The sequence below is a fragment of the Vibrio sp. OPT46 genome, from assembly GCF_015163535.1.
Taxonomy (GTDB): Bacteria; Pseudomonadota; Gammaproteobacteria; order Enterobacterales; family Vibrionaceae; genus Vibrio; species Vibrio alginolyticus.
Map to the genome: position 1 here is coordinate 114,231 of NZ_JADDYG010000254.1, position 19,116 is coordinate 133,346.

14 protein-coding genes and 1 pseudogene are annotated in these 19,116 nt (G+C 46.0%); 1 reads left to right on the top strand and 14 read right to left on the bottom strand.

The features are described from left to right. Positions 1–72 precede the first annotated feature (72 nt). From IQR33_RS12100 to IQR33_RS12160, 13 genes are all read right to left on the bottom strand, one after another. Positions 73–2,700, bottom strand: a complete 2,628-nt coding sequence (locus tag IQR33_RS12100) for a hypothetical protein (RefSeq protein ID WP_193837889.1) — start codon at positions 2,698–2,700, stop codon at positions 73–75. A 94-nt stretch (positions 2,701–2,794) separates the two neighbouring features. Beyond that, positions 2,795–3,913, bottom strand: a complete 1,119-nt coding sequence (locus IQR33_RS12105) for a hypothetical protein (RefSeq protein WP_054579125.1) — start codon at positions 3,911–3,913, stop codon at positions 2,795–2,797. Between the two features lie 71 nt (positions 3,914–3,984). Further along, complete coding sequence (locus IQR33_RS12110; RefSeq protein ID WP_017634048.1) at positions 3,985–5,244, bottom strand: hypothetical protein; 1,260 nt, start codon at positions 5,242–5,244, stop codon at positions 3,985–3,987. Beyond that, the gene (locus tag IQR33_RS12115) at positions 5,244–5,705 is read right to left on the bottom strand and encodes a hypothetical protein (RefSeq protein ID WP_054579127.1); all 462 of its coding nucleotides are present in this window, start codon (positions 5,703–5,705) and stop codon (positions 5,244–5,246) included. Before IQR33_RS12115 ends, IQR33_RS12110 begins: the two co-directional genes overlap by 1 nt. Before the next feature lie 56 nt (positions 5,706–5,761). Then, positions 5,762–6,601, bottom strand: a complete 840-nt coding sequence (locus IQR33_RS12120) for a hypothetical protein (RefSeq protein ID WP_193837890.1) — start codon at positions 6,599–6,601, stop codon at positions 5,762–5,764. A gap of 115 nt (positions 6,602–6,716) precedes the next feature. Next, positions 6,717–8,114 carry a hypothetical protein gene (locus tag IQR33_RS12125; protein ID WP_193837891.1) on the bottom strand — a complete coding sequence of 466 codons (1,398 nt, stop codon included), beginning with the start codon at positions 8,112–8,114 and terminating at the stop codon, positions 6,717–6,719. Then, positions 8,111–8,458: a hypothetical protein gene (locus IQR33_RS12130; RefSeq protein WP_193837892.1), complete on the bottom strand. Its 348-nt coding sequence runs from the start codon at positions 8,456–8,458 to the stop codon at positions 8,111–8,113. The genes IQR33_RS12125 and IQR33_RS12130 overlap by 4 nt, the downstream gene beginning before the upstream one ends. Before the next feature lie 3 nt (positions 8,459–8,461). Beyond that, positions 8,462–11,182: a hypothetical protein gene (locus IQR33_RS12135; RefSeq protein ID WP_193837893.1), complete on the bottom strand. Its 2,721-nt coding sequence runs from the start codon at positions 11,180–11,182 to the stop codon at positions 8,462–8,464. Between the two features lie 128 nt (positions 11,183–11,310). Next, positions 11,311–12,123: a hypothetical protein gene (locus IQR33_RS12140; protein ID WP_193837894.1), complete on the bottom strand. Its 813-nt coding sequence runs from the start codon at positions 12,121–12,123 to the stop codon at positions 11,311–11,313. Next, positions 12,123–12,638, bottom strand: coding sequence for a hypothetical protein (locus IQR33_RS12145; RefSeq protein WP_054866402.1), 516 nt, complete (start codon positions 12,636–12,638; stop codon positions 12,123–12,125). The genes IQR33_RS12140 and IQR33_RS12145 overlap by 1 nt, the downstream gene beginning before the upstream one ends. Before the next feature lie 11 nt (positions 12,639–12,649). Then, the gene (locus IQR33_RS32885; RefSeq protein ID WP_228010118.1) at positions 12,650–13,210 is read right to left on the bottom strand and encodes a hypothetical protein; all 561 of its coding nucleotides are present in this window, start codon (positions 13,208–13,210) and stop codon (positions 12,650–12,652) included. Positions 13,211–13,463: 253 nt separating this feature from the next. After that, a complete protein-coding gene (locus IQR33_RS12155; RefSeq protein WP_193837895.1) occupies positions 13,464–15,110 on the bottom strand; it encodes a UvrD-helicase domain-containing protein in 1,647 nt (548 codons plus the stop codon). Beyond that, positions 15,107–17,026, bottom strand: coding sequence for an AAA family ATPase (locus tag IQR33_RS12160; RefSeq protein WP_065101170.1), 1,920 nt, complete (start codon positions 17,024–17,026; stop codon positions 15,107–15,109). Before IQR33_RS12160 ends, IQR33_RS12155 begins: the two co-directional genes overlap by 4 nt. A gap of 247 nt (positions 17,027–17,273) precedes the next feature. Here IQR33_RS12160 and IQR33_RS12165 point away from each other — a divergent pair, with 247 nt between their 5' ends. Beyond that, positions 17,274–18,440: an Abi family protein gene (locus IQR33_RS12165; protein WP_228010119.1), complete on the top strand. Its 1,167-nt coding sequence runs from the start codon at positions 17,274–17,276 to the stop codon at positions 18,438–18,440. 387 nt (positions 18,441–18,827) lie between these two features. Here IQR33_RS12165 and IQR33_RS32895 read toward each other — a convergent pair. Further along, a pseudogene (locus IQR33_RS32895) lies at positions 18,828–19,116 on the bottom strand (hypothetical protein); the annotation flags it as partial.

The window sequence follows — 19,116 nt, forward strand, 5'->3', positions numbered from 1 at the left end:
GCCATGTTTTAAAGTTCTCGCATGCGAAAACTTTGCAAAAAAGGGACAGCATCGTGTCCCTTTGGTTGATGGTTATGGCTTGATGTAGCGGATCGAGAAATGCGAACCCTGAATAGGCGTGGATGCACCTCTGTCTAAGAATTGAATAAGCTCACCGTAGTATAATTTTCCTACCCATCGACAAGTCGTTGGCACGGCATCGAAGTCGTTAGAGTAACTTTGAGCCTCCGCTATAATTTTATTGCTTTTGGCGATGGCAGAGTACACCACCGATGAGTTTGAAGCATTACGGCGTCGTATCGCAGTCCATTCAATTTCGTAATAACCCTCAACACGAACATCAAAACCAGCAACCGGAGCGTTGTAGTTAATCAAATCAAACGGATCGAGGAAACATCCTATCCAATTCTTGAACTCCCATGTAATGCCATCTATCGTAAGGTTGCCCTCTCTTAGCCCCGCATTACAGCCCAAGGCAACCTCTCCAGCGCGTGATGAAACACCCGCTAACTTACTATCAACGTAGTCTTTACGTGCGAGAGAGTTACCAGCCGAGCTCTGAGGCGAACCTGCATATACATTGCCGTCCTTAATGTCTACATACTTACTGCGGCGGTTAGTGTAGAAGCGCATCCGACCCTCTGAGTTAGATAGGATCTGGATGCCAGAACGGATATTGGTGCCATCATAGTACGAGGCTAACGCCCAATGCGCACTTGAACTATCTTTACAGTTGATACTGAATCCAGCACGGCCATTCGTCGCCCATGATGAATCCATAAAACTATTATCCATACGAACGGCATCATTCGAACCACTCCAAGAACCCGCAGTAAACTCACCATCAGTACGAACCAGTGAGCTACCGAAATAGATACCAGAAGTAAACTTGGCTAAGTCATTGATGCGAAGCCAGTTGCCGTCTGTGTTACGAAATGCAGCTCGCCCACCTAATGAAATGCTCTGATTGAGCATTACATCCATCCCTTTAGCAAAGGTGAACGCGGAGTAAGAGTAAAAGCCGCTTGTGGCCTCAGTCTCCATGTGGCACCAAGATGAATTACGAGAACCAATCCAAGTTTTCTTTGCCGAGTAATCAAGCTCTAAACCCTTTCCATCAACAGAGTTAATTGCCCCTAAGTCTTTATTGTAAGACGTATAGCTAGTGACCATTCGCCCTTTGACAATACCCGCTGGCTGGCTTGCCCCCTTATTGCTAACGTATGGCGTAATGGTGTGACTACACATGTATCGAATAAGAATGTTCGTACTGTAGGCACTACGTGTTTTTACATAGATGGCGTAATTGTCACCGCTAGTATTTACCCAACCAAACTCACTAAATGGCAAGCCGCTAGGATGATCTGTAATAACCTGACCATTTAGACCTTTAGGGTTTCCGTTACTGGCTCTCAGAATCATTTGATGTCGTGACGCCTGATAGTGCAAGTCAGTGTTAAAGCCAGCACCACCAAAGAACTCAATAACCGCAGTAGAGCTTGATTGAGGCATCGTTACGTTAGCAACCAGACACCAAGAGTTGTCACTACCTAAAGAGGTGCGCACAACCTCAGTACGGTTAAACGCCTCTGTAACTACTTTATTCCCTTGCACTTCGATAGGGACACTGGAACTAAGCTTTGACCGAGTCAGGTCTAACTTGGCGTCCCCTCCATTATGAGCACCACCCACCGCGATTTGAACGTAAGCATCCGACGAATTAGAACCGTTCGTTAAGTAAACCGCCCGACGATTACCAATCAACCCGTACCCGTCCAGCTTAACTTGCTCGCTCGATGGAACGTTATTGCCAGCGCGAGTGCCTTGCACCTCAACACTACGATTCGAAGATACCGACTCTGTAGCGTTTAGGGAGCCGTATAGTGTTGATTCACCACCTTTGCGGATCTTTAATCGACTTGAAACGTCACTTTCTACAACCTCAAAGGTGCCATCGGTTTTCGTTTCTACATGGAATCGCTTACCTGCATGGCCTAAATGAAGTTGTGAGACGTTACTTGCGCCCTCATCGATGAGTAGGCCGCCAGTCAATGTACCGCCTGACAGTTTTAGGTAGCGGCCATCGGCTTGCGCTTGAGTCATCTTTGAGGCTGCAAGGTCATACGCTTTCTTAACGGCACCTGCCGCCGCAAATTTCACATCGCTAGCATCATTAACCGCTGCTGTGAATGCGTAGTTCGGCACGTTTGATAGACCAACTTGAGCTTTCGTAACCTTGTGTGGGTTCGAGTTGTCTGATTTGTGTTGAGCAATGTTGGTTGTAATGGCCGCTACCGCATCTTCTTGATCCATGAGCGCGTCACCAAGCTCTTTGATTGTATCGAGCGCTTCTGCTGGCGCACCACCAATCAAAGCACTAATGCGGTTGTCAGTGTGGGCATTTGCGTTCGTCTCTGCTTGTTCTGCGCGGTCATAAGCTGCGTTACCGCGATTTAAACCCTCGATGCCTTTGTCGTATGCCTGTTTAACAGCACCAGCGGTCGCAAGTTTGCTGTTGGACGCATCTGTTACCGAGCTGGTGGCCGGATAGTTTGGTACGTTACCTAAGCCTACTTGTGCCTTTGTGACTCCGTGCGGGTTCGTTTTATTGCTAGCGTGTTCATCCACTTTTGTTGTGATTTCTTCACGCAATTTTCGAGCTGGACTACCACCAACTTGAGTCAATTTTTTTAATGCCATTCAGAAATATGCCTTTCTCAATTCAATGACCAGCAACTCCGACAAAGCGCCGGAGCACATCGTTAATGGGGAAGTAGCAAAGGAAAGGTCATGTTTACTTGAAGCCGATAACCGTCACGATGTCGCCAGCTTGTAGCTGTTCACCGAACGTGATTGTGTTACCAGATAGACTCCATACACCTGCGTTCTGCATTACGCCGCACACGCTTAGAACAAGGATTGCTGACACTGTACCCGCTGGCAGAGCCACCGTAGTTGATGCAGATTCGACAGTAATATCCACCGTTCGGATCGCGTCTTTGATGGAAGCGCCTAGACTATCCTTGGTGGCATACTTACCGTCAGATTCCGCTTTGGTGTATGACGCGCCGCTAGCTGCTAGACCGCTACGCGCTTGTGAAATGATTTGCGATTTAGTGGTGTTCTCAAGCTTCGCTGCGTTAACGGCAGTTGCACCAGCGTCTAGTGCGCCCACGTCTTCTGCGGTTAGCTCGACGTTTGCGCTTAGCGCGTGACCGTTGATGGTGCGAGTCTTTGGCACTGCATTCACAACGCGAGAGTCGTTACCCTGCATCACTGTGTTAGCGGCAGTACCAAAGTCTTTGTTGAATGCTGTTTTTTTCTCAAACGCTGGTTCCGCACCAACGTCAGCCGCTTCAAGCACTACGTTACCGCGCTGACCATTAACCGACGAAACGGCGTCAGTCGGTGTTAATAGTTCTTGCCAGTTCGCTAGTGTGCTCGCTGGTTGGCGCATTAGAACGAATGATTTACGCAGATCCGAACGGATTGCCATATCACCCTCTTGCGCTGTAAGAGCAAGCATTTCCGCTTCTGACTTAACAGGGAACGTTTCTTTGATAGCGATAGCTGGCAATTGGCCTTGTGGGATCTTACCAGTGCTATCTAGCGTAGCCACACCCTCTGCAACGCCTTTCTTGTTGTTAGGGATGTAGTCGTGCGTGTGGCTTGCTGGCGCTGCGCCCACATCTGAGTGAGTCAGAGTAACATCGCCCGTTAGTGGTTTGTTATTGATAGTGCGAGAAGTTGGGACAAGATTCGAGCGCGCTTCACTGACAACTTGTGCCTTGGTTTTCCCCTCTAGTTTTGATGAGTCTGTTGCGCGAGCGCCCGCTGGTAATGCACCAACGTCTTGCGCTGAAAGATCAGACACAAGACGGTTGATGCGAGTTAATTTATTTTGTGTAGCCATAAAAAATCCAATTTCGTTGTTAGTAAAAAGGGCATTTATGGGGAATAGGGCTAGGGGAATTTGAAAACTGATTAGCCGACCAAGGTGATCTCCGTTCCTGCTGCAATTTCGTCAACAAACTGGATAACATCACCGTCCGGTGAGATGGTGTAAGCAATATCTTTTGATTGCTGCACACCTTGTAGGAACACCAGCTTAATCGCGCGTTCTTCAAAGACTGGTGGAACAGTGAAAGTATTCGACGTACTAGCGAAGTGGCTATGGAATACTTCCATAGGCGCGCCAGCGATACCGCTGTTTATGATGGCTTCAAGGTTATCGATATGCTCTTGAAGCTCGGCAATGATAGAGCTTGAGCTTAGAGATGGGACACCTAGAGTAATCACCACTTCATCACCCGTTTCAAGTGGTTCGGCTACTTCAACCTCATTAGTGTCTTTCAAGAATTGCCAAGCACTGTCTTTGGTCTGCACGATACCTTGGATAGACAATGAATCTACTTCCGGCACTTCGTAAGGCAATGCGATTTTTGTTTCGCCACCAGACGCAATGTACGGCCAATGTTCAACCGACTTGTTGTATGCAGCAGCAGCTTTGTCGTGAACCAACTTGATGGCTCTCGCAGTGGCATAAAGCTGATCGTTATCTACGTTTATCTGACTGGTTGCGTCCCAGTTGTTTACCAAGCTAAGGCCAACTTGCGCTTTGGTTACATGGTGCGGGTTTTCACGGTCTGCGTAGTGCGCATTGGCTTCGGCGCGCATCGCATATTGCTTATGTGGATCGGGATGTGAAACGTGACCTTGTAGGTCATAACCGCCTTGTTCACGATCATCAAAGTTAAGGTGTTCACTTTTGAGTTGGGTAACGCCATCTGGCACGGTAGCGCGACACAATATCAAATGATGATCTTCAACCGCTTCCTGCGGAAGCACCTTAATTTCGGACGCTTCAATGTCTGACGCTAAATCGACTTGTTTTGTCTTTACGCCAAACTTATAGAACGCTTCGAGCACCACATAAGAAGTGGCACCAGCCGGAATCTCCACATCAACATCGTGTTGTTGTCGAACGGTTAACACATAGTCGTCGCGCTCAACCAACGCCACGCCAAATTGTTCACCACTGCTCACACGCAGTTTCATTCCACCAGCCGGAGCACATTCAAAACCACGGAAAATACCAGCGCGAACGATGCCGTAAAACTTACGGTTTAGGCTGTTACTGGCCAGTGGTTCTAGGTACTGCGTATCGGTGATAAGCGGTAGCGCTTGCCAGTCCGTTAGCAGTGGCGGGATGATGATCGTTTCTTCGAAGTTTGGGCGACTCATTAGGCACCTACCTGCGCCAATTGAGCGCTATCCGTGCGAGCCGTGTTAACCACGATTTCTATCGATAGACCACGGTCAGAGTAGATCCAAACTGGTTGAGTGACAGCCACTAGAATCAGACCGCCGCTCGCATCTTTCACGCCGACGCAAGAGAACTGGTATTGTTCATCTTCTGCTAGCGTACCCGCTGGCAAGTTTGCCGTGATTACGATATTGCCGTTCACATAGGCGTAGTTCGCCTTAGAACGGTAAAACACGTTTTCAACGGTTGTCTTATCCAGTGGGATAGGCATGCAGCTAGGCTTGCCCTCAATTTCTTGGATAAGGTCAAAACCCCATTCAAGATCGCCAAATTGGAAATAAGGCTCAGTACCATTGGTAGGCAACGACGACAAGGCGCGTTCGTCGTAATAACGGTTAAGCAGTTCACACTGCGATAGGACTACTTTTTGTGTAAGCACCTTTACGACCTCGTATAAGTCGTGGCGCTTTAATGGGATGGGGAATAGGAATAGGGTTAATAGTACCGTCTATCAATGGAGATCGCATCTAAGGGGATCGCATCCATTCTAGGTGTACCATACATAGGGCTAACAGGGCGTTCTTCCTGTGTCGTCGTTCCAGTTTGAACGAAATCCTGTTTATAGCTCGGTGTTGATTCTATATCGGTCGTGGTCTGTTTTCCAACCGTAACATGGTCAGAATAGTTAGGTATTTCCACCATATCCATGACTTCAAATTCAATAGAATACAATTGGCCATCTAAAACAATTCGTAATGGGATAAGAGGATGCACCACTCGCTTAATCTTCGCTTCGAATGCTCGAATGGCTTCCTCGGTAATGCCGTCCTCACCTGCAATGTCGTTCAAAGGGATGCGAATAGCACCGCGACTAGTCAGAAAAAAGTCGCTCGGGTTTAGTCCGTTTTGCAGCTCTAACTCTGACTCGGGAACTAAGAACGTGCCGTATGGAAATCGCTCTTGGTTTACTGGCGCGTAGATTCGTTCCCACTTAACACGTAACCCTTTAAATTCACGCGCGAGCGTTGAGATAAGTGGATAAATGGTCTTTTTGAAGTGAATTTCGTCCTTACGCTGCATCACAACGTGTGGCAAGTCCTCATCGGCCACTTCGCCTAGTGGGAAGATTTTTCGCAGCTCTTTAATGTCTTCTAGCAGCGATTCTTTGTCCATTTCGTACAGTGAAGAACGCGCTTTAAGCTTTTCAATGTATGACTCTACGTGAGTTTCAATTGACTCTGCGATCGCGCTTGCTAAATCTACCCAAGCGGTTTCCTTTTGACGCGCCTTGGTTAGCTGGCCAGATAGCCATTTTCTGAAGTCTCCAAATGCCATGTTTTTCGCCTTATTGGTGTAATAGTTTTCGCATGCGAAAATTATATAGTATGTTGTGCTTTAAAGTTCTCGCATGCGAAAACATCCGTGTCTTTCTTGCTCCGTGCGAAAACTTCTATGAGTAATCGAAGTTCAGTTGAATGGTTGACGCATTCACATCTAAATAGTGGTAAGTATCAATCGGGATGCGGTCAAGAATCCCAACGACTTCAACCTCAAACTCTTTAATACCCAAAGTCACGTTGAGCTCTTGGATGGCATCCCAAATTTGGTTTTTGGTAATGCGCTCATTGCGACTTGTCTGTTTGCCAAATTTCTCATCTAACGCATCGGCCAGTACCTTTGTCGCCCATTCTGGATTTGAACTTGGGTAAAGCTTACCTTTGACCGTCACGGTAAATGGCACGTCCTTACGCTCCACCAGCTTATAGCGCTCGTTATAGCCCTCTCGGCCAGCGAATAGAACTTGGATTTCCTGATTCAAAATCTCGTCGGTTTTATCGGCAGAGTAAGCACAAATAAAGATCGTATTGATGTTGCGAACGTCCGGCGTTCCTGTGAGTTTTTCCTGCTCCGCTTCACCCCAAATCGACAACCAAGTAACACCAGAAATATTGCGCTTAACAAAGGTCATGTAATCCGAGTCCCACGCTATCTGCTCGTCATAGATTGGCGAGTAAAGGGCGTTGTTTCGGATTGATTCAATGTCTTCCGGCTCTGCACCGCCGATAATGCTGGTGGAAGTTTTGATTGAGAGCTGGTCTTTATAGGCGCTTTGAATCCCCATATCGATAAGCTCTAAATACTGCGCATCGAGTAGGGTAGTCACACCATTAGTCAGCCATAGCTCAAACTCAATTACATCACCTGTCGCTGGCGCACGACCGTTATTGTTGTTACCAAAACGAACGCCTAGCTGGTCGGTTGGCTTGTAATACTCCATGTAGGCTTTGGATTTGCCGTCTGTATTACGAAACTTAAAGACGTGCGTCCATTCTTCTCCGTTCACACGCACGATGATGTTATGAATACGCTTAGTCAGCTCTTGAGGGAACGCCACGGCCAACCAGTTTTTTCCCTCATCGACCGTGTAGTTCATCTTGGACACTTCGAACTGTTGCACCTCTACTGCGGCGCTTTCTTGCGGCATAAGATCAATGGCTTCCATTAGCGTATAGCGCAATTGATTGTCAGCCACGCATTGGCTGTATTTCGGCAAGGTAACGCGCTTTGTTCCGGTATTGGTCACTAGCGCACAGCCTTTCGATGGCGCTGCTTTTCGCCCTACATAGCCCTCAGTTTCAGCACCCGCCAAAATGGAGGTGCGTTTAGTGGCTAGCGTCAGGTAGGATTCTTGCAATGCACGGCTACTGATTGCTGCCATGCGTTCAACAATCTTGGCCACAAATAAGCAAAGGTAGTCAACGAACTGCGAACCTATATGACGCGACCACCAGCTTGAACTAGCAATCGCCTCGTTAAAGGTCTTTTTGACTTCTTCTAACTTGCTCAAAACGTAATACCTCTCTCCAACGTTTGACCGTTCACAACGATCGTCAATTTGTAGGCATCGATACCGTCCACGCTTGGCTCTACGGCAATGCCTTGAACCACCGCGTCTTTCACGTCAATTGGGAGGGTTAATAGGATTGAGTTTTCGATAGCTGCTGCTGTGGTTTCGTTTATTGGTTCATGCTTGTATGCCCCTAATCTGTTGCCCCATTTTGGAGCGCCCCAAACTTGGCCTTGAGGTGTATCGAGCCATTCAGATACGCGCGCAACGATCGCGTGTTTCTCATCGGCTACTTTTACACCATCAATATCGACCCGTAGTAAGTAATCAATTTCTTGGCTCATTTATCACTCCATATCAGCGCTTTGACGCTGTAACGAACGGTCATCAAAGTTGAGAGGAATAGAGCCACTAGCCTTAGTGGATGAGGCTGGCTTGTCTTTGCTTGAGCTACTGCTAGGCGCTGCAAAGATAGTGGTTGGTTTGGTTGCATCGCTGCCGCTAACCGCGCGCCCAATGGCATCCAGTGAATGTTTGCTAAGTTCCACGGTTTGAGGCTTGCCGCTCTCTTTGAGGTCTTTCATTGCTGCCTGTGCTTGCAGCTCGCTAACTCGTTCATTGCGTTGGATGGATGATTGAGTCGCAACCGTCTTATTCGAGGTGTTTTCGGTGTCCACTTTCACCACGGATGACGTGTCCGTTTTCTGGTTACTTAGCTCGGTATTGATGGATGATTCATGGCTGGCTGTGGTCACGCTGTTGGTTTTCGTGTTGTTCGCTGCTTTGGTTAGAGCGGCTACTGCCTTGGCCTCTTTACGGCGCTTGATCTCCGCATCGACGGCAGCAATCTGCTCGGCTTTCTTCTCTGGCGAGTAGACTTGGCCAAGGTCGGGATGCTCGACCATGCCGGACATATCCATGCCCGTTTCCTTGGCCACTTTCACACGTTTGTCCTGGCTATCTTGCTTTTCGCTTTTCACAGCAAGGTAAGCTTCTTTGTAGCTAATGCCTTGCTCGCTGGCCTTTTGCGATACCTCTTGGGAGGTCACTTGAGTTGAGTTTTTCGCATCAAGTTCGCGCATGGCTTGGCTATCATTGGATGTTTTAGCAGTGTGGTAGGCTTCGGCGCTTTTAAGGTGTTCTTCTTTCTCTGATTGAGCTCTTTCACTCTTAGAGTGATTAGTTTCGCTTTCGAATTTAGAACTCTTAGCCGTTGTTTCTCCCTCGATCTCGCCGCCAAACAGCTTGTAAATACCCTTGGCCATATCACCAGAATCAAAGGTCAACGCTTCCTTAGCACCATCAAAACCGAACGCACCAAGCGCCGCACCAAGCAAACCAGCACCACCACTGACTAGACCACCCAAATCGAGCACGTTCGCCAATGCCATTGAGCTTTTCTGGCCAGTTGTCGCCTCTTGGCTATCTTTGAGGTTGAACGTCTCTTTCTGCTTGTCTTTGTCAGTGAATTCGCTAAACGCATCGTAGGCCATTAAGGCCGGAGCAAGGAAAGGGATCGCCTTGCCAGCAACAGAGCCGATTTTAGACATACCTTTAAAGGCAGCACCCGCCATCGATACGCCCTTGCTGGCCACGTTTGAGGCTTTGCTGCCAATGCCTGACATAACCGATTTGATTCGGCCACGTTTGCCACCCGCTTTACGGCCAGTATGTCCACCAGCACGCCCACGGCGGCGTTCAAACATATCGCCAGCGAGATCTAATAGACCGCCTTGGCCATCGTTCGCCGCTGCTTTGGTTGCCGAAATCAGATCATCAAGCTTATCTAGCACATCATCGAACTGGCGTTCGCGGTCAGCACTGGACTCGTGCAATACCTCAAGCATGTTTGCTCGGTAGCTCTGATCTTTGGTGCTTGTTAGCTCACTGGCCTTGCTTATCCGGCTAGAATCGCCCCTAGCAAGATTGACAGGATCGTTACCCCTAGCACCATCACGGTTAGGTCGATCACTAGGCGTAATTTGCGTTGAATGGCTTGTCTCGAACGAATCTTTTGTCGCTGATAGTTGTTCATGGCTAACTGTCTCTATGGCTGTGACGGCCTGACTGTCTGCCTCTGGCGCTTGTTTGCCTCGGGTAAAGAGTCGGCCTAGTTTCGATTCTTTAAGCTTGTCCTTGGTTGAAGTGGCCTTTTCGGTCACATTATCCAATGCTTCTTTAGCGTCTTGCTCTAAGTGATAAAGCTCTTTAGCGGAGTAGAAGAACGAACCACCAGCCGCAGCGCCAGCCGCATCGGTCGCGTCGTTTTCTTCCTGTAGGAACTCTTTCACGTTATTGATAGCCAGTTGATTAAGGCTGGTGGCCACCTTGGCAAAAACGTTCTGGCTTTCCTTTTCCGTGTCGGTTTGCTTTTCAATCTGGCGCTCTAATGCCGTTTGCTGAGCGTTCTTGTAAGCCGATTGCTCTTGCTTACTCGCATAGCGGCCATCGGAGCGTCGAAGCTTGCCGTTAGCGTCTTCCCAATAGCCCTCAAACTCTGCCAGTGCGTCAGAGACGACCTTTTCTAGCTTCTCTGTTACATCATCAAGGATTGAGGTGTCCAAACGCTCAGAATTCGATTCTGGCGCTTCTACATTCACGACAACGGGCGCTTGTTTTACTGGCTCGTGCACGTCCTCGCTTTTCAGCGTGTCAGCAATCGACGTTACGCCACTTACAAAGCTGCTTTGCTCGACCGCTTTAGCATCCGGCTTGGCTTGTGTCTCTGTTGGCTGGCTAGGCGCAAAGGACAGCTCAATTTCACCTGTTCGCTTGGTCTTGGTTCCACTTGGTTTAGGTGCGTCACTTGATTGTTGTTTTAATTCTTTTTGTGGATTAGTGCTCGGTATAGTGGATACGTTAAGAGAGGCATTGGAAACGCCCTTAGTCACCGCCTGTTCGATGCCCTTAGTATCCACTGCAAGGACGGCCTTTTGTTGGCTCGTTGGTAGAGTCTTGCCATCGAGTTTGCGACTAATCTCAGATAGCACGGTCAGCTCTTTGTCACTGGCTCGCTTCACTGCATCAACAACCAGTGAAAGATCAACCTCTTGTTGGTTTCTGTCCATTTTTCACCTTGTCTTGGAGCGCTTTATCTAGGCTTATGGCCATCGTTTGAGGTGTTTTGAATACCGCGTCGATAGGCTGGCCACCGTAGATCGTTAAGTTCTCAATCAGTACGTTCCAACCAACGTAATCAAAACGTTGTAATGAAGTCGTTATTCCGAAAGGGTAAGAGCAACGTTCGAGTTGCTTCACCTCCTTGCTCGATAAGTTTCTGGCACTGCGGAATGGTGGCGACTAGGTAGTAACGCCCCTCGTCGTACTTAGTAAGCAATCCGTGACGCGCATTGCGTAGGCACTTTTCAACCTTGGCAAAGGCCACACGAAATTCCGTGTTGAGGTACATCGATTTCAATAGGTCGATTTTCCACACTAGGGGATCGTCTTGGTCTTTGGGTTGATCTTCGAACGTTAGGCAGTAGGCCAGCTCAGTGAGCGCCATGCGGTTAGCTTGTTGCTTCCATTCAGCGCTGTCCGGTTCGTACTGGTCGCGCTCATTGCGAATGTTCTCAAGTTGCTCCGCTTCGTAACCGGTTAGTGGTTTCACGTTCGCTAGGTATGACTTGCCTTTCACGTTTAAGGTGATCTCTTGTTTTGGCAATCCATTGAGCGCTTTGGCCGATTCCATTAGCTCGCCCATATTGAGATCGAGATAGTGAGTTTTTTTGCAGTGCTCGCACTCATAGCTAAAGGGAATAGTGCCTAGCTCGCTGGTGGACATAAAAATCCACCACAATGCTGCGCGGCGATCTTCACCAGTCCATAGGCCGCTATCACTCATAGGGCGCTTACTGGTGTCTTGCATGTGGTTCAGATAGCGAGTTGTGTTGGCTTCCTCTTGGTACTCGTTGAGGTCGCAGAACAATAGAGCGTCTTCCACGGTTGGGACTCGAAACTCAATCACTTCTGAAATGTTACTTGGTAGTGGAAATGATGGAATGTGCATTACAGTACCTTGTTACCTACAGACATAAATTTTTGGAGAATGAGTGGGAATGACTGGATCTGGTTGCCGTTTTCGCGTGAAAACATCACGTTGCCAATCTTGGTAGGAAAGACTTGATAGCTCTTATAGAGTGACTTTTTGCCGTCCTCATTGAGCGTGAATATGTTGATTTTGAACACGTACTCTTTGGGGATGTTGAGTGTGCCGTCTTGGTTTCTGACTTTCTTTATTCGGCTTTCAAACCATTTAGAAACAGTCAGGTTTTGGTCATCACGAACCGTTAGCGTGATCTCGCCAACACTGCTGTATGTAGGCAGCGCAATAGAGCCTGAACCGACTTGGAATGAATCTGCATCGATAGAGCCAGCACCAAAATCAATATCCTTTACGTAAATATCAAAGTCCGTTGGCGCGTCCGGCGAGTCGATTTCTACCGCCCATTGCCAGCCTTGCAGCCACGGCTTATTCATAAAGTTATTGGTCGCGCGTTTGGCGAGCTGCATGTATGGATTCATGGCCACCTCGCTTAGAGCAACGATACTGGTGGAACAATGGCACGGTTCGCGCGCATTGAGTTTTCAATCTCGGCTTTACGTGCGGCTAGATCAGGTTCGGCAGCAATATCGGTCACATCCAACTTGCCAGCGATGGCAATACGGCGTTGACGCTCTGCGTTCGGGATGGTGATCAGCAATTCCAGATAGTCGCCAAGCAAGCTAATGCACGGCGTTGGAAGTTGGAACGAATCAAACGGCTCATTGAGAACGTTCTGCATGTACATCAATGTCAGTGGGAATGTTTCTACGCCCGTTAATTTCAGCTCAAGAACGTTGCCCCAAACCTCGCTACGCACATAACGGAAACGGTCATCTTTGACCACCAGTCTTGCAGCAAAGTCGGACGGTAATTCAAACTGAGTGTTATCGGCTAAGTCGCTTTGTTGGATGCGGGTTTTAGTGGTAAACCCGGCAATCTCTTGGTACTTGGCCAGCGCTTTACGCAGTAGGCTTAACAGCGCCTTTTCGTCGTCGTGCAGCAAGATAGGGAATCTCGCTTTCACGTCTTCGAGTAGTTCAATCGGTGTCATGGCCGCTCCGGTAGTGGCGGCGCATTTTGAGATAGGGGATAGGCTTGGTGAATCTTAACTCAAACTAATAGGGTACGCGATTTAAACTTTGTTATTGTCGATGGACAAAAAAGACCGAAACTCACTTTTGGACAAAAGTAAGTTAGGTTGGTGACGCTAATTCATGCTGGGTAGATTAGGAAAAGTATCGCGTGAAACCGACTTTCGCGATACTTTCTTACGTATTAGTTAATAACAAATACAGTCCTTGTTATCATATTACACACCCCAGAAATCTTTCCTGTTTGCTCCTGTGGGTATTCCACCTTCCATAGTGGTCAGCAGGTCTAGAACGAAAGCCAACATGTGTCAGTAACAACCTTCGTTTTGCTCTTGAAACCCCGACAAAAAAAGTACATAAATTTTCATCTGGATTTCCCCAATAGCTTTCATTTTCAACACCTAGTAGCACTACAGAGTCAAACTCTAAGCCTTTACTCTTATGAACTGTGAGTATTCTAACTGCTTGATCATCTTCAAAGCGTTTCAAAGACTCCAGAAGAGAGAGTCCAGTTGACATTAACTGATCAACCTTTGAGCAAGTGTCATTGAGTACTTCACGTAAACGTGATTCGGTTTCATAGTCATGTGACAGAGACATTAGTGATTGAAATCCTACTTTTTCAACAAAACGTTTCAAACAGTCCCATCTGTTGGCATTTTCAGGAGTTATCGGATTCTGATTTATTGCCTTTTTCTCCTCAATGATGAAGCGTTGCCAATTTTGGACTAGCTCTCCTCTTTCATCATCTTCCTCAGTGAATGGAACTAGTTTTTCCATCAAGCGAATCCATGCAGAGGGCTCTTGTTTACCAAAAGTGCTTAATAAAAAATCTACGATTAAGCGCGCTGCTGGCTCAACTGATATATCCTGCAACTGTTGTTCATTCCTATATGGAATACCTCGTTCACGCAACGCTACCATAAGCTTCATTGCATATAAGTCAGGTTGGTTTTTGATGAGTATGGCTATCTCAGCAGGAGGGACTTTCTCTTCATTTATCCATATGTCGATTTTCTCAGAAAGATAATCGGCTTCTTCTTGGCAGTTTTCGAAAGGGTGAATTTGGATGTGACCTTCGTCTCCAGCGACTTGCTCTTCGGGCATAACTGAAGCAGGATCGAGAATTTTGACTATTTCATTTTGCAACTGAAGAAGCTTAGGCTCAGAACGAAAGTTTCGGTACATGTTGAGTGGGGCAGCTTGGAAATCCTCCTTAAAGGTTTCAAAAATGCCGTCAAGTGCACCGGCCCATCCCATAATTTTTTGCTTTGTATCACCGACTGCCGTAAGGCGAATATTCGTTCCTTGAAAGGCAACTTTTATAAGCTCATACTGATGATTCGTACAATCTTGGAACTCATCCAAAAAAACATCTGTGTATGTTTGTCTCAACGCATTTCTAGCTAAAGGGGACTCCTCTAATATTTTTATTGCAAGCGGAACTAGATCCGTGAAATCAATTTGCTTATGAAGAACTTTAGGGCCAATTGTAAAGCCCGCTTCTAAGGCCTCATCCCCAGTTAATACTGGACGAAAGCGTTCTATAATGCGCTTAGCAAAAGCATGAAATGTATAGCTATCAAAACGAGATGATAGTTCAATACCGCATCTGCGCTTAATTCGTTCCTTTAAGTTGCTACTCGCATCTACCTTAAATGAAATAGCAAGAATGCGTCTAGGGTATCGACATGAACCAGTACGAAGTAAAAAATCTGCTCTTTGAGCAAGCATCTCTGTTTTTCCAGCACCTGGGCCGGCCGTCAAGGCTAAGCTAACTTCACGCTCCTTAGCTGCTCGATAGGCGTTGGGTTCCAGAACTAACCCGTCAGCTGGTTGCCAGTTTTCTATTTTAATCATTCAGGAAGCTCCAACAATATTTCTTTTGCAGCTTCAACCAACCGCTCTAAGGATGGGGGAATGTTTACCAAAAGTTGCTCATCAGATAGTTTAGAGAGAGCACTGATATGCTCAGCGGGTTTACTGCCGACTTTGAATAACTTGTGATATGTAATAAATAACTTTCGTTCCTCATCGTCGTATTCCGATGCTTCGGTACGAGACTTGCCCAACACCGCTTTGATCTGTGGAAGTTCTGGTTCAACTTGATCATCAATTTCGATATTGAATGCTGTAGGAAAGGCTCTCAGCATTGCAAAGTCTAAGTCCATTGGGTAAGAGAAAAACACCCGTCGCTTTTCCATTTCTTCTAAATAATTATGATAATCTCTGATTTTGTGGTCAGAATCGTCCCATCTTGGGATAAATGTAAAGCCACCAGTTAACTGAAGAGTTGGTTTATGTAGTATTAATTGATCATTGGTTGTTTTGATACGCCCCCAACCACCTTGATATCTACCCACGTCAAGGTCTAAGAGTGTAATGTGCGGGATATTTAGTCCTTCAAGAAGCCTCCAAAAGTGGTTCACATGCCGTCCACCAAGAGGGGCTACGGTAATACCAAATGCGTCAACAGGCACTTCTTTAGCTTCTAATAATCGTGGTATGACAATTTCTTCACTATCACCTTCACCAAGAATAACCAAGCGTGAAAAGTATATTTCAGGAAAGGCTTTTACCGCCTGAGTGACAAACTTATGGGCATCGCCATAATGCTCCTCATCAGGTATGTTAATGCTAGCAATAGTTGTTTCTCTGTCCGAGTTCAAACGCATGTAACGTATTTGTTTCGGCTCGATACGTCTAAGCATAGATGGTGCATGAGTTGCGATGAGAGCTTGAGCATCCCCGTGACCAAGCATCTCTTGAAGAGAACTCACAATTCTTCCTAAATAGTGCGGAGATAAACTATTTTCTGGTTCTTCTATTGCAATTAAGGTAAACACTGCAGGGCGAAGTTTATCAGGATCAAAAGAGTCGTCTCCTTTTAACACTGAACGACCAATTGCCTGAGATGAAAGGACCAGAGACAAATATAACATCGACTTTTGCCCATCACTTAGCCGTGAAAAGTCAACGTTAGCTTCATCGTGTCCTGGAGCAAATGAAATAGACAGATGGCGAAGTAGCGATTCAATTTCGCTCGCCACAAAAGTAATTTTTGGTTGCGTGAAAAACTGCCCTTTATGTAAACAAGACCATGACTTTTGGATACTTGTGCTTAGAGCATTTACCGATATGTTGGCGTCAAGGCTCGAACTAATTTGGTCTGTATGCCCCTTTACAGCTTCTCGCTCTACCTCCCAATTAACGGCTCTTAACATACGTCCTAATAAAGCATTGGCTCCAAAGGTTATATGTTCAGCTGGGTCTCGTCTCGCCGGAAGATAATGTATTTGAATCTGATTGCGATCTATACGAGAAACTTTAGCTGTAATATGTGGTTGCTGATTTTCATCCAGCTCCAAGACATATATCAATGACTCATCGATATCACCGTCAATACCCATTGATGCTTCTAGACGAAATCGCACTCGAGGAATATCTTCCCCATCGACTAATCTCATATGAGCAAAGTGCGGTGGTACTGTTGTGCTATCTGCCTCTTCATGCAATTCAGGGAATAGAAAATCAGCTTCAATCCAAAGTGTTCGCTCTTCAGGGTGCTCCGTTTCGTTACATGGAACATGGAAGTCAGATTTCTTTATTCGTCGTAGAGATGGGTCAAAAGCAAACATTCTACAAAGTGCCTGAAGAGCAGCCGTTTTTCCTGAGCCATTGGGGCCAATTAGAAAAGTTAGATCGTCAAAAGATAATTCTGTAGGTGTTGAACCATAACTCTGAAAACGTGAGATTCGTAATTTATCGAGTTTCACTATGTCTCCTCACTCTATTGCTCAATAGATTAATTTAGATATGTAGATGCTTGCTTATGCAATCAAGTTTGCAAGATTATACATCATTACATTTAACTAGAATTTGAGAATGTATACACTTCATTATCTTCTTATGCGATATGGGGTTATGTTGTGGGACAGATTTTCTATTGACATTAGTTCATATAGGCGTAGAATTTGCGGCAACAGAGCCAATGTCCCCTCCTGATCTAGCATCAGTGACGTCTTGGCCTTTTTTTTACCTGAAATTTATGAAATGACCCAACCCATTGAAGTAAAACCATTTTTTGAATATGACGAACTCATTCAGCGTTTAACTGATAGAGGTATGTTAATTAAAGACCCGCTTCGTGCCCAACGAAAACTAACTCAAGTTGGGTATTATAGGTTGTCGGGTTATTGGCATACGTCTAGAAGATTTGAACGCAATGGCCGTGACATCCAGTACTTCAACGAATTTCAAGTAAATACATGCTTTGAAGATATCTTTGAGTTCTACCTGTTCGATAAGCGGTTGCGAATAGAGTTTACCGATGCATTGGAAAGGATAGAGATCTATCTGAGAACAATCATTGCACATGAGATTGGTAGAATAGCACCTCTAGCTTACTTAGACCGGAAACAGTTCTCACGTGACGCTTTTAAGGCTGATGCAAAAATCCATTATGATGACTGGTTAGCACGTCACAATAAATTGATTGAAGGCAGCAAAGAAGAAAGTATTGATAGCCATCGGGATAAAGGAAAACCTATTCCAATTTGGGTCGCAGCTGAGGTTTGGGATTTTGGTGCCTTATCAAAATTCTACAGCATACTATCAGGCAAAAACCAAGATCTGATCTGCAACAGGCTAGGTTTAGACAACCGTAGAGAGTTAGATAACTGGTTGATAAACCTAAATGGTATCAGAAATAGGTGCGCGCACCACGCTAGGCTTTGTAATAGACCAAACCCACGGACTCTATCCATACCAAGAAAAGGTTATTTTAACCTTTTGGACTTGGGCCAGGACCAAAGAAGCAAATTCTATGGAATCATTGCTGTTATCTGGTTTTTGTTAAAAAAAATTGGTCCTAGTTCAAATTGGATCTGCAGAGTCGCAGACATCATTGACCAAAAACCCGATATACCAGGCTTCAATTTCAGGTCTATGGGCTTTCCTGAAGATGGCTTCCCACGCAGATTGTTTCCAGAAACAATCCAAGAGTTACCTATTGTTAACGAACCATCACCACAAGAGGAATTTGAAGCAAGGCTAAATGCACTTCTCGCTTTTAGACAAGAGTTTAACCTTGAGGAGACATTGTCGAAAGAAGCAGAAAGTGTTCAAAGCTTGATTGAACAACTTACGGAGTTCTCTTACGAGGTGGATGAAGCCATAAGAAAAGCTTAAAGCCTTCTATACGGCGACAGCACGTATTTTATGATGAAATAATGCTATTTCCCTTTTCAGCTTCAACATAAGATCAATAGGTTAGTGAAAAGAGAATTGGTTAAATTACTCGTGTAGCATTATTTTGAGTTTTGCTGGGTTCGGATAACTTTTAGTATGGGAAACGTACATTAACAGCGTGAGAATGAGTATTTACTCTACCTAACAATGGGGCACTTCTGTGCTACGAAGTGCCAATTGTGAAGGTTCTGGACAAAACCTTGTCAGTTACATTACTAAATTAGAACGTAACGGATTAGCTCACGTATGGAGAGGTAACGCTCCACTGAAAATAAAAACGGCTAGCGAGAATAACTCAAACTAGCCGTTTATTTTATGTTCACGTTATTAAAAACCTAAGATAGAACGCTTGTTCTTCTTTAGGTGTTTTAGGTACGGGTCTTCCTTAGCATCATAGCTCTTTAAGTGATCTATTCCTGCAAGTAATCCATACTCCTCTTCTGCCTGCTTAAGGGCTTTTTGAATGATCGAATCTTTAGAATGTAGACTGACTTTTGTCTTTGCAACTCTTGGTCGACCTATTTCCTCAACTGTAAAATATCGTCTAGCTTTGGTGAGCTCTCGAATCTGAACCCCAATGTCTTGGTGCTTCACTATATATGAGTTTGGTGTACTG

Excerpts from the sequence above, each read along its gene's own strand:
- IQR33_RS12130 (WP_193837892.1), bottom strand. The coding sequence starts at position 8,458 with ATGAGCCAAGAAATTGATTACTTACTACGGGTCGATATTGATGGTGTA.
- IQR33_RS12145 (WP_054866402.1), bottom strand. The coding sequence starts at position 12,638 with ATGAATCCATACATGCAGCTCGCCAAACGCGCGACCAATAACTTTATG.
- IQR33_RS12110 (WP_017634048.1), bottom strand. The coding sequence starts at position 5,244 with ATGAGTCGCCCAAACTTCGAAGAAACGATCATCATCCCGCCACTGCTA.
- IQR33_RS12155 (WP_193837895.1), bottom strand. The coding sequence starts at position 15,110 with ATGATTAAAATAGAAAACTGGCAACCAGCTGACGGGTTAGTTCTGGAA.
- IQR33_RS12135 (WP_193837893.1), bottom strand. The coding sequence starts at position 11,182 with ATGGACAGAAACCAACAAGAGGTTGATCTTTCACTGGTTGTTGATGCA.
- IQR33_RS12120 (WP_193837890.1), bottom strand. The coding sequence starts at position 6,601 with ATGGCATTTGGAGACTTCAGAAAATGGCTATCTGGCCAGCTAACCAAG.
- IQR33_RS12140 (WP_193837894.1), bottom strand. The coding sequence starts at position 12,123 with ATGCACATTCCATCATTTCCACTACCAAGTAACATTTCAGAAGTGATT.
- IQR33_RS32885 (WP_228010118.1), bottom strand. The coding sequence starts at position 13,210 with ATGACACCGATTGAACTACTCGAAGACGTGAAAGCGAGATTCCCTATC.
- IQR33_RS12105 (WP_054579125.1), bottom strand. The coding sequence starts at position 3,913 with ATGGCTACACAAAATAAATTAACTCGCATCAACCGTCTTGTGTCTGAT.
- IQR33_RS12100 (WP_193837889.1), bottom strand. The coding sequence starts at position 2,700 with ATGGCATTAAAAAAATTGACTCAAGTTGGTGGTAGTCCAGCTCGAAAA.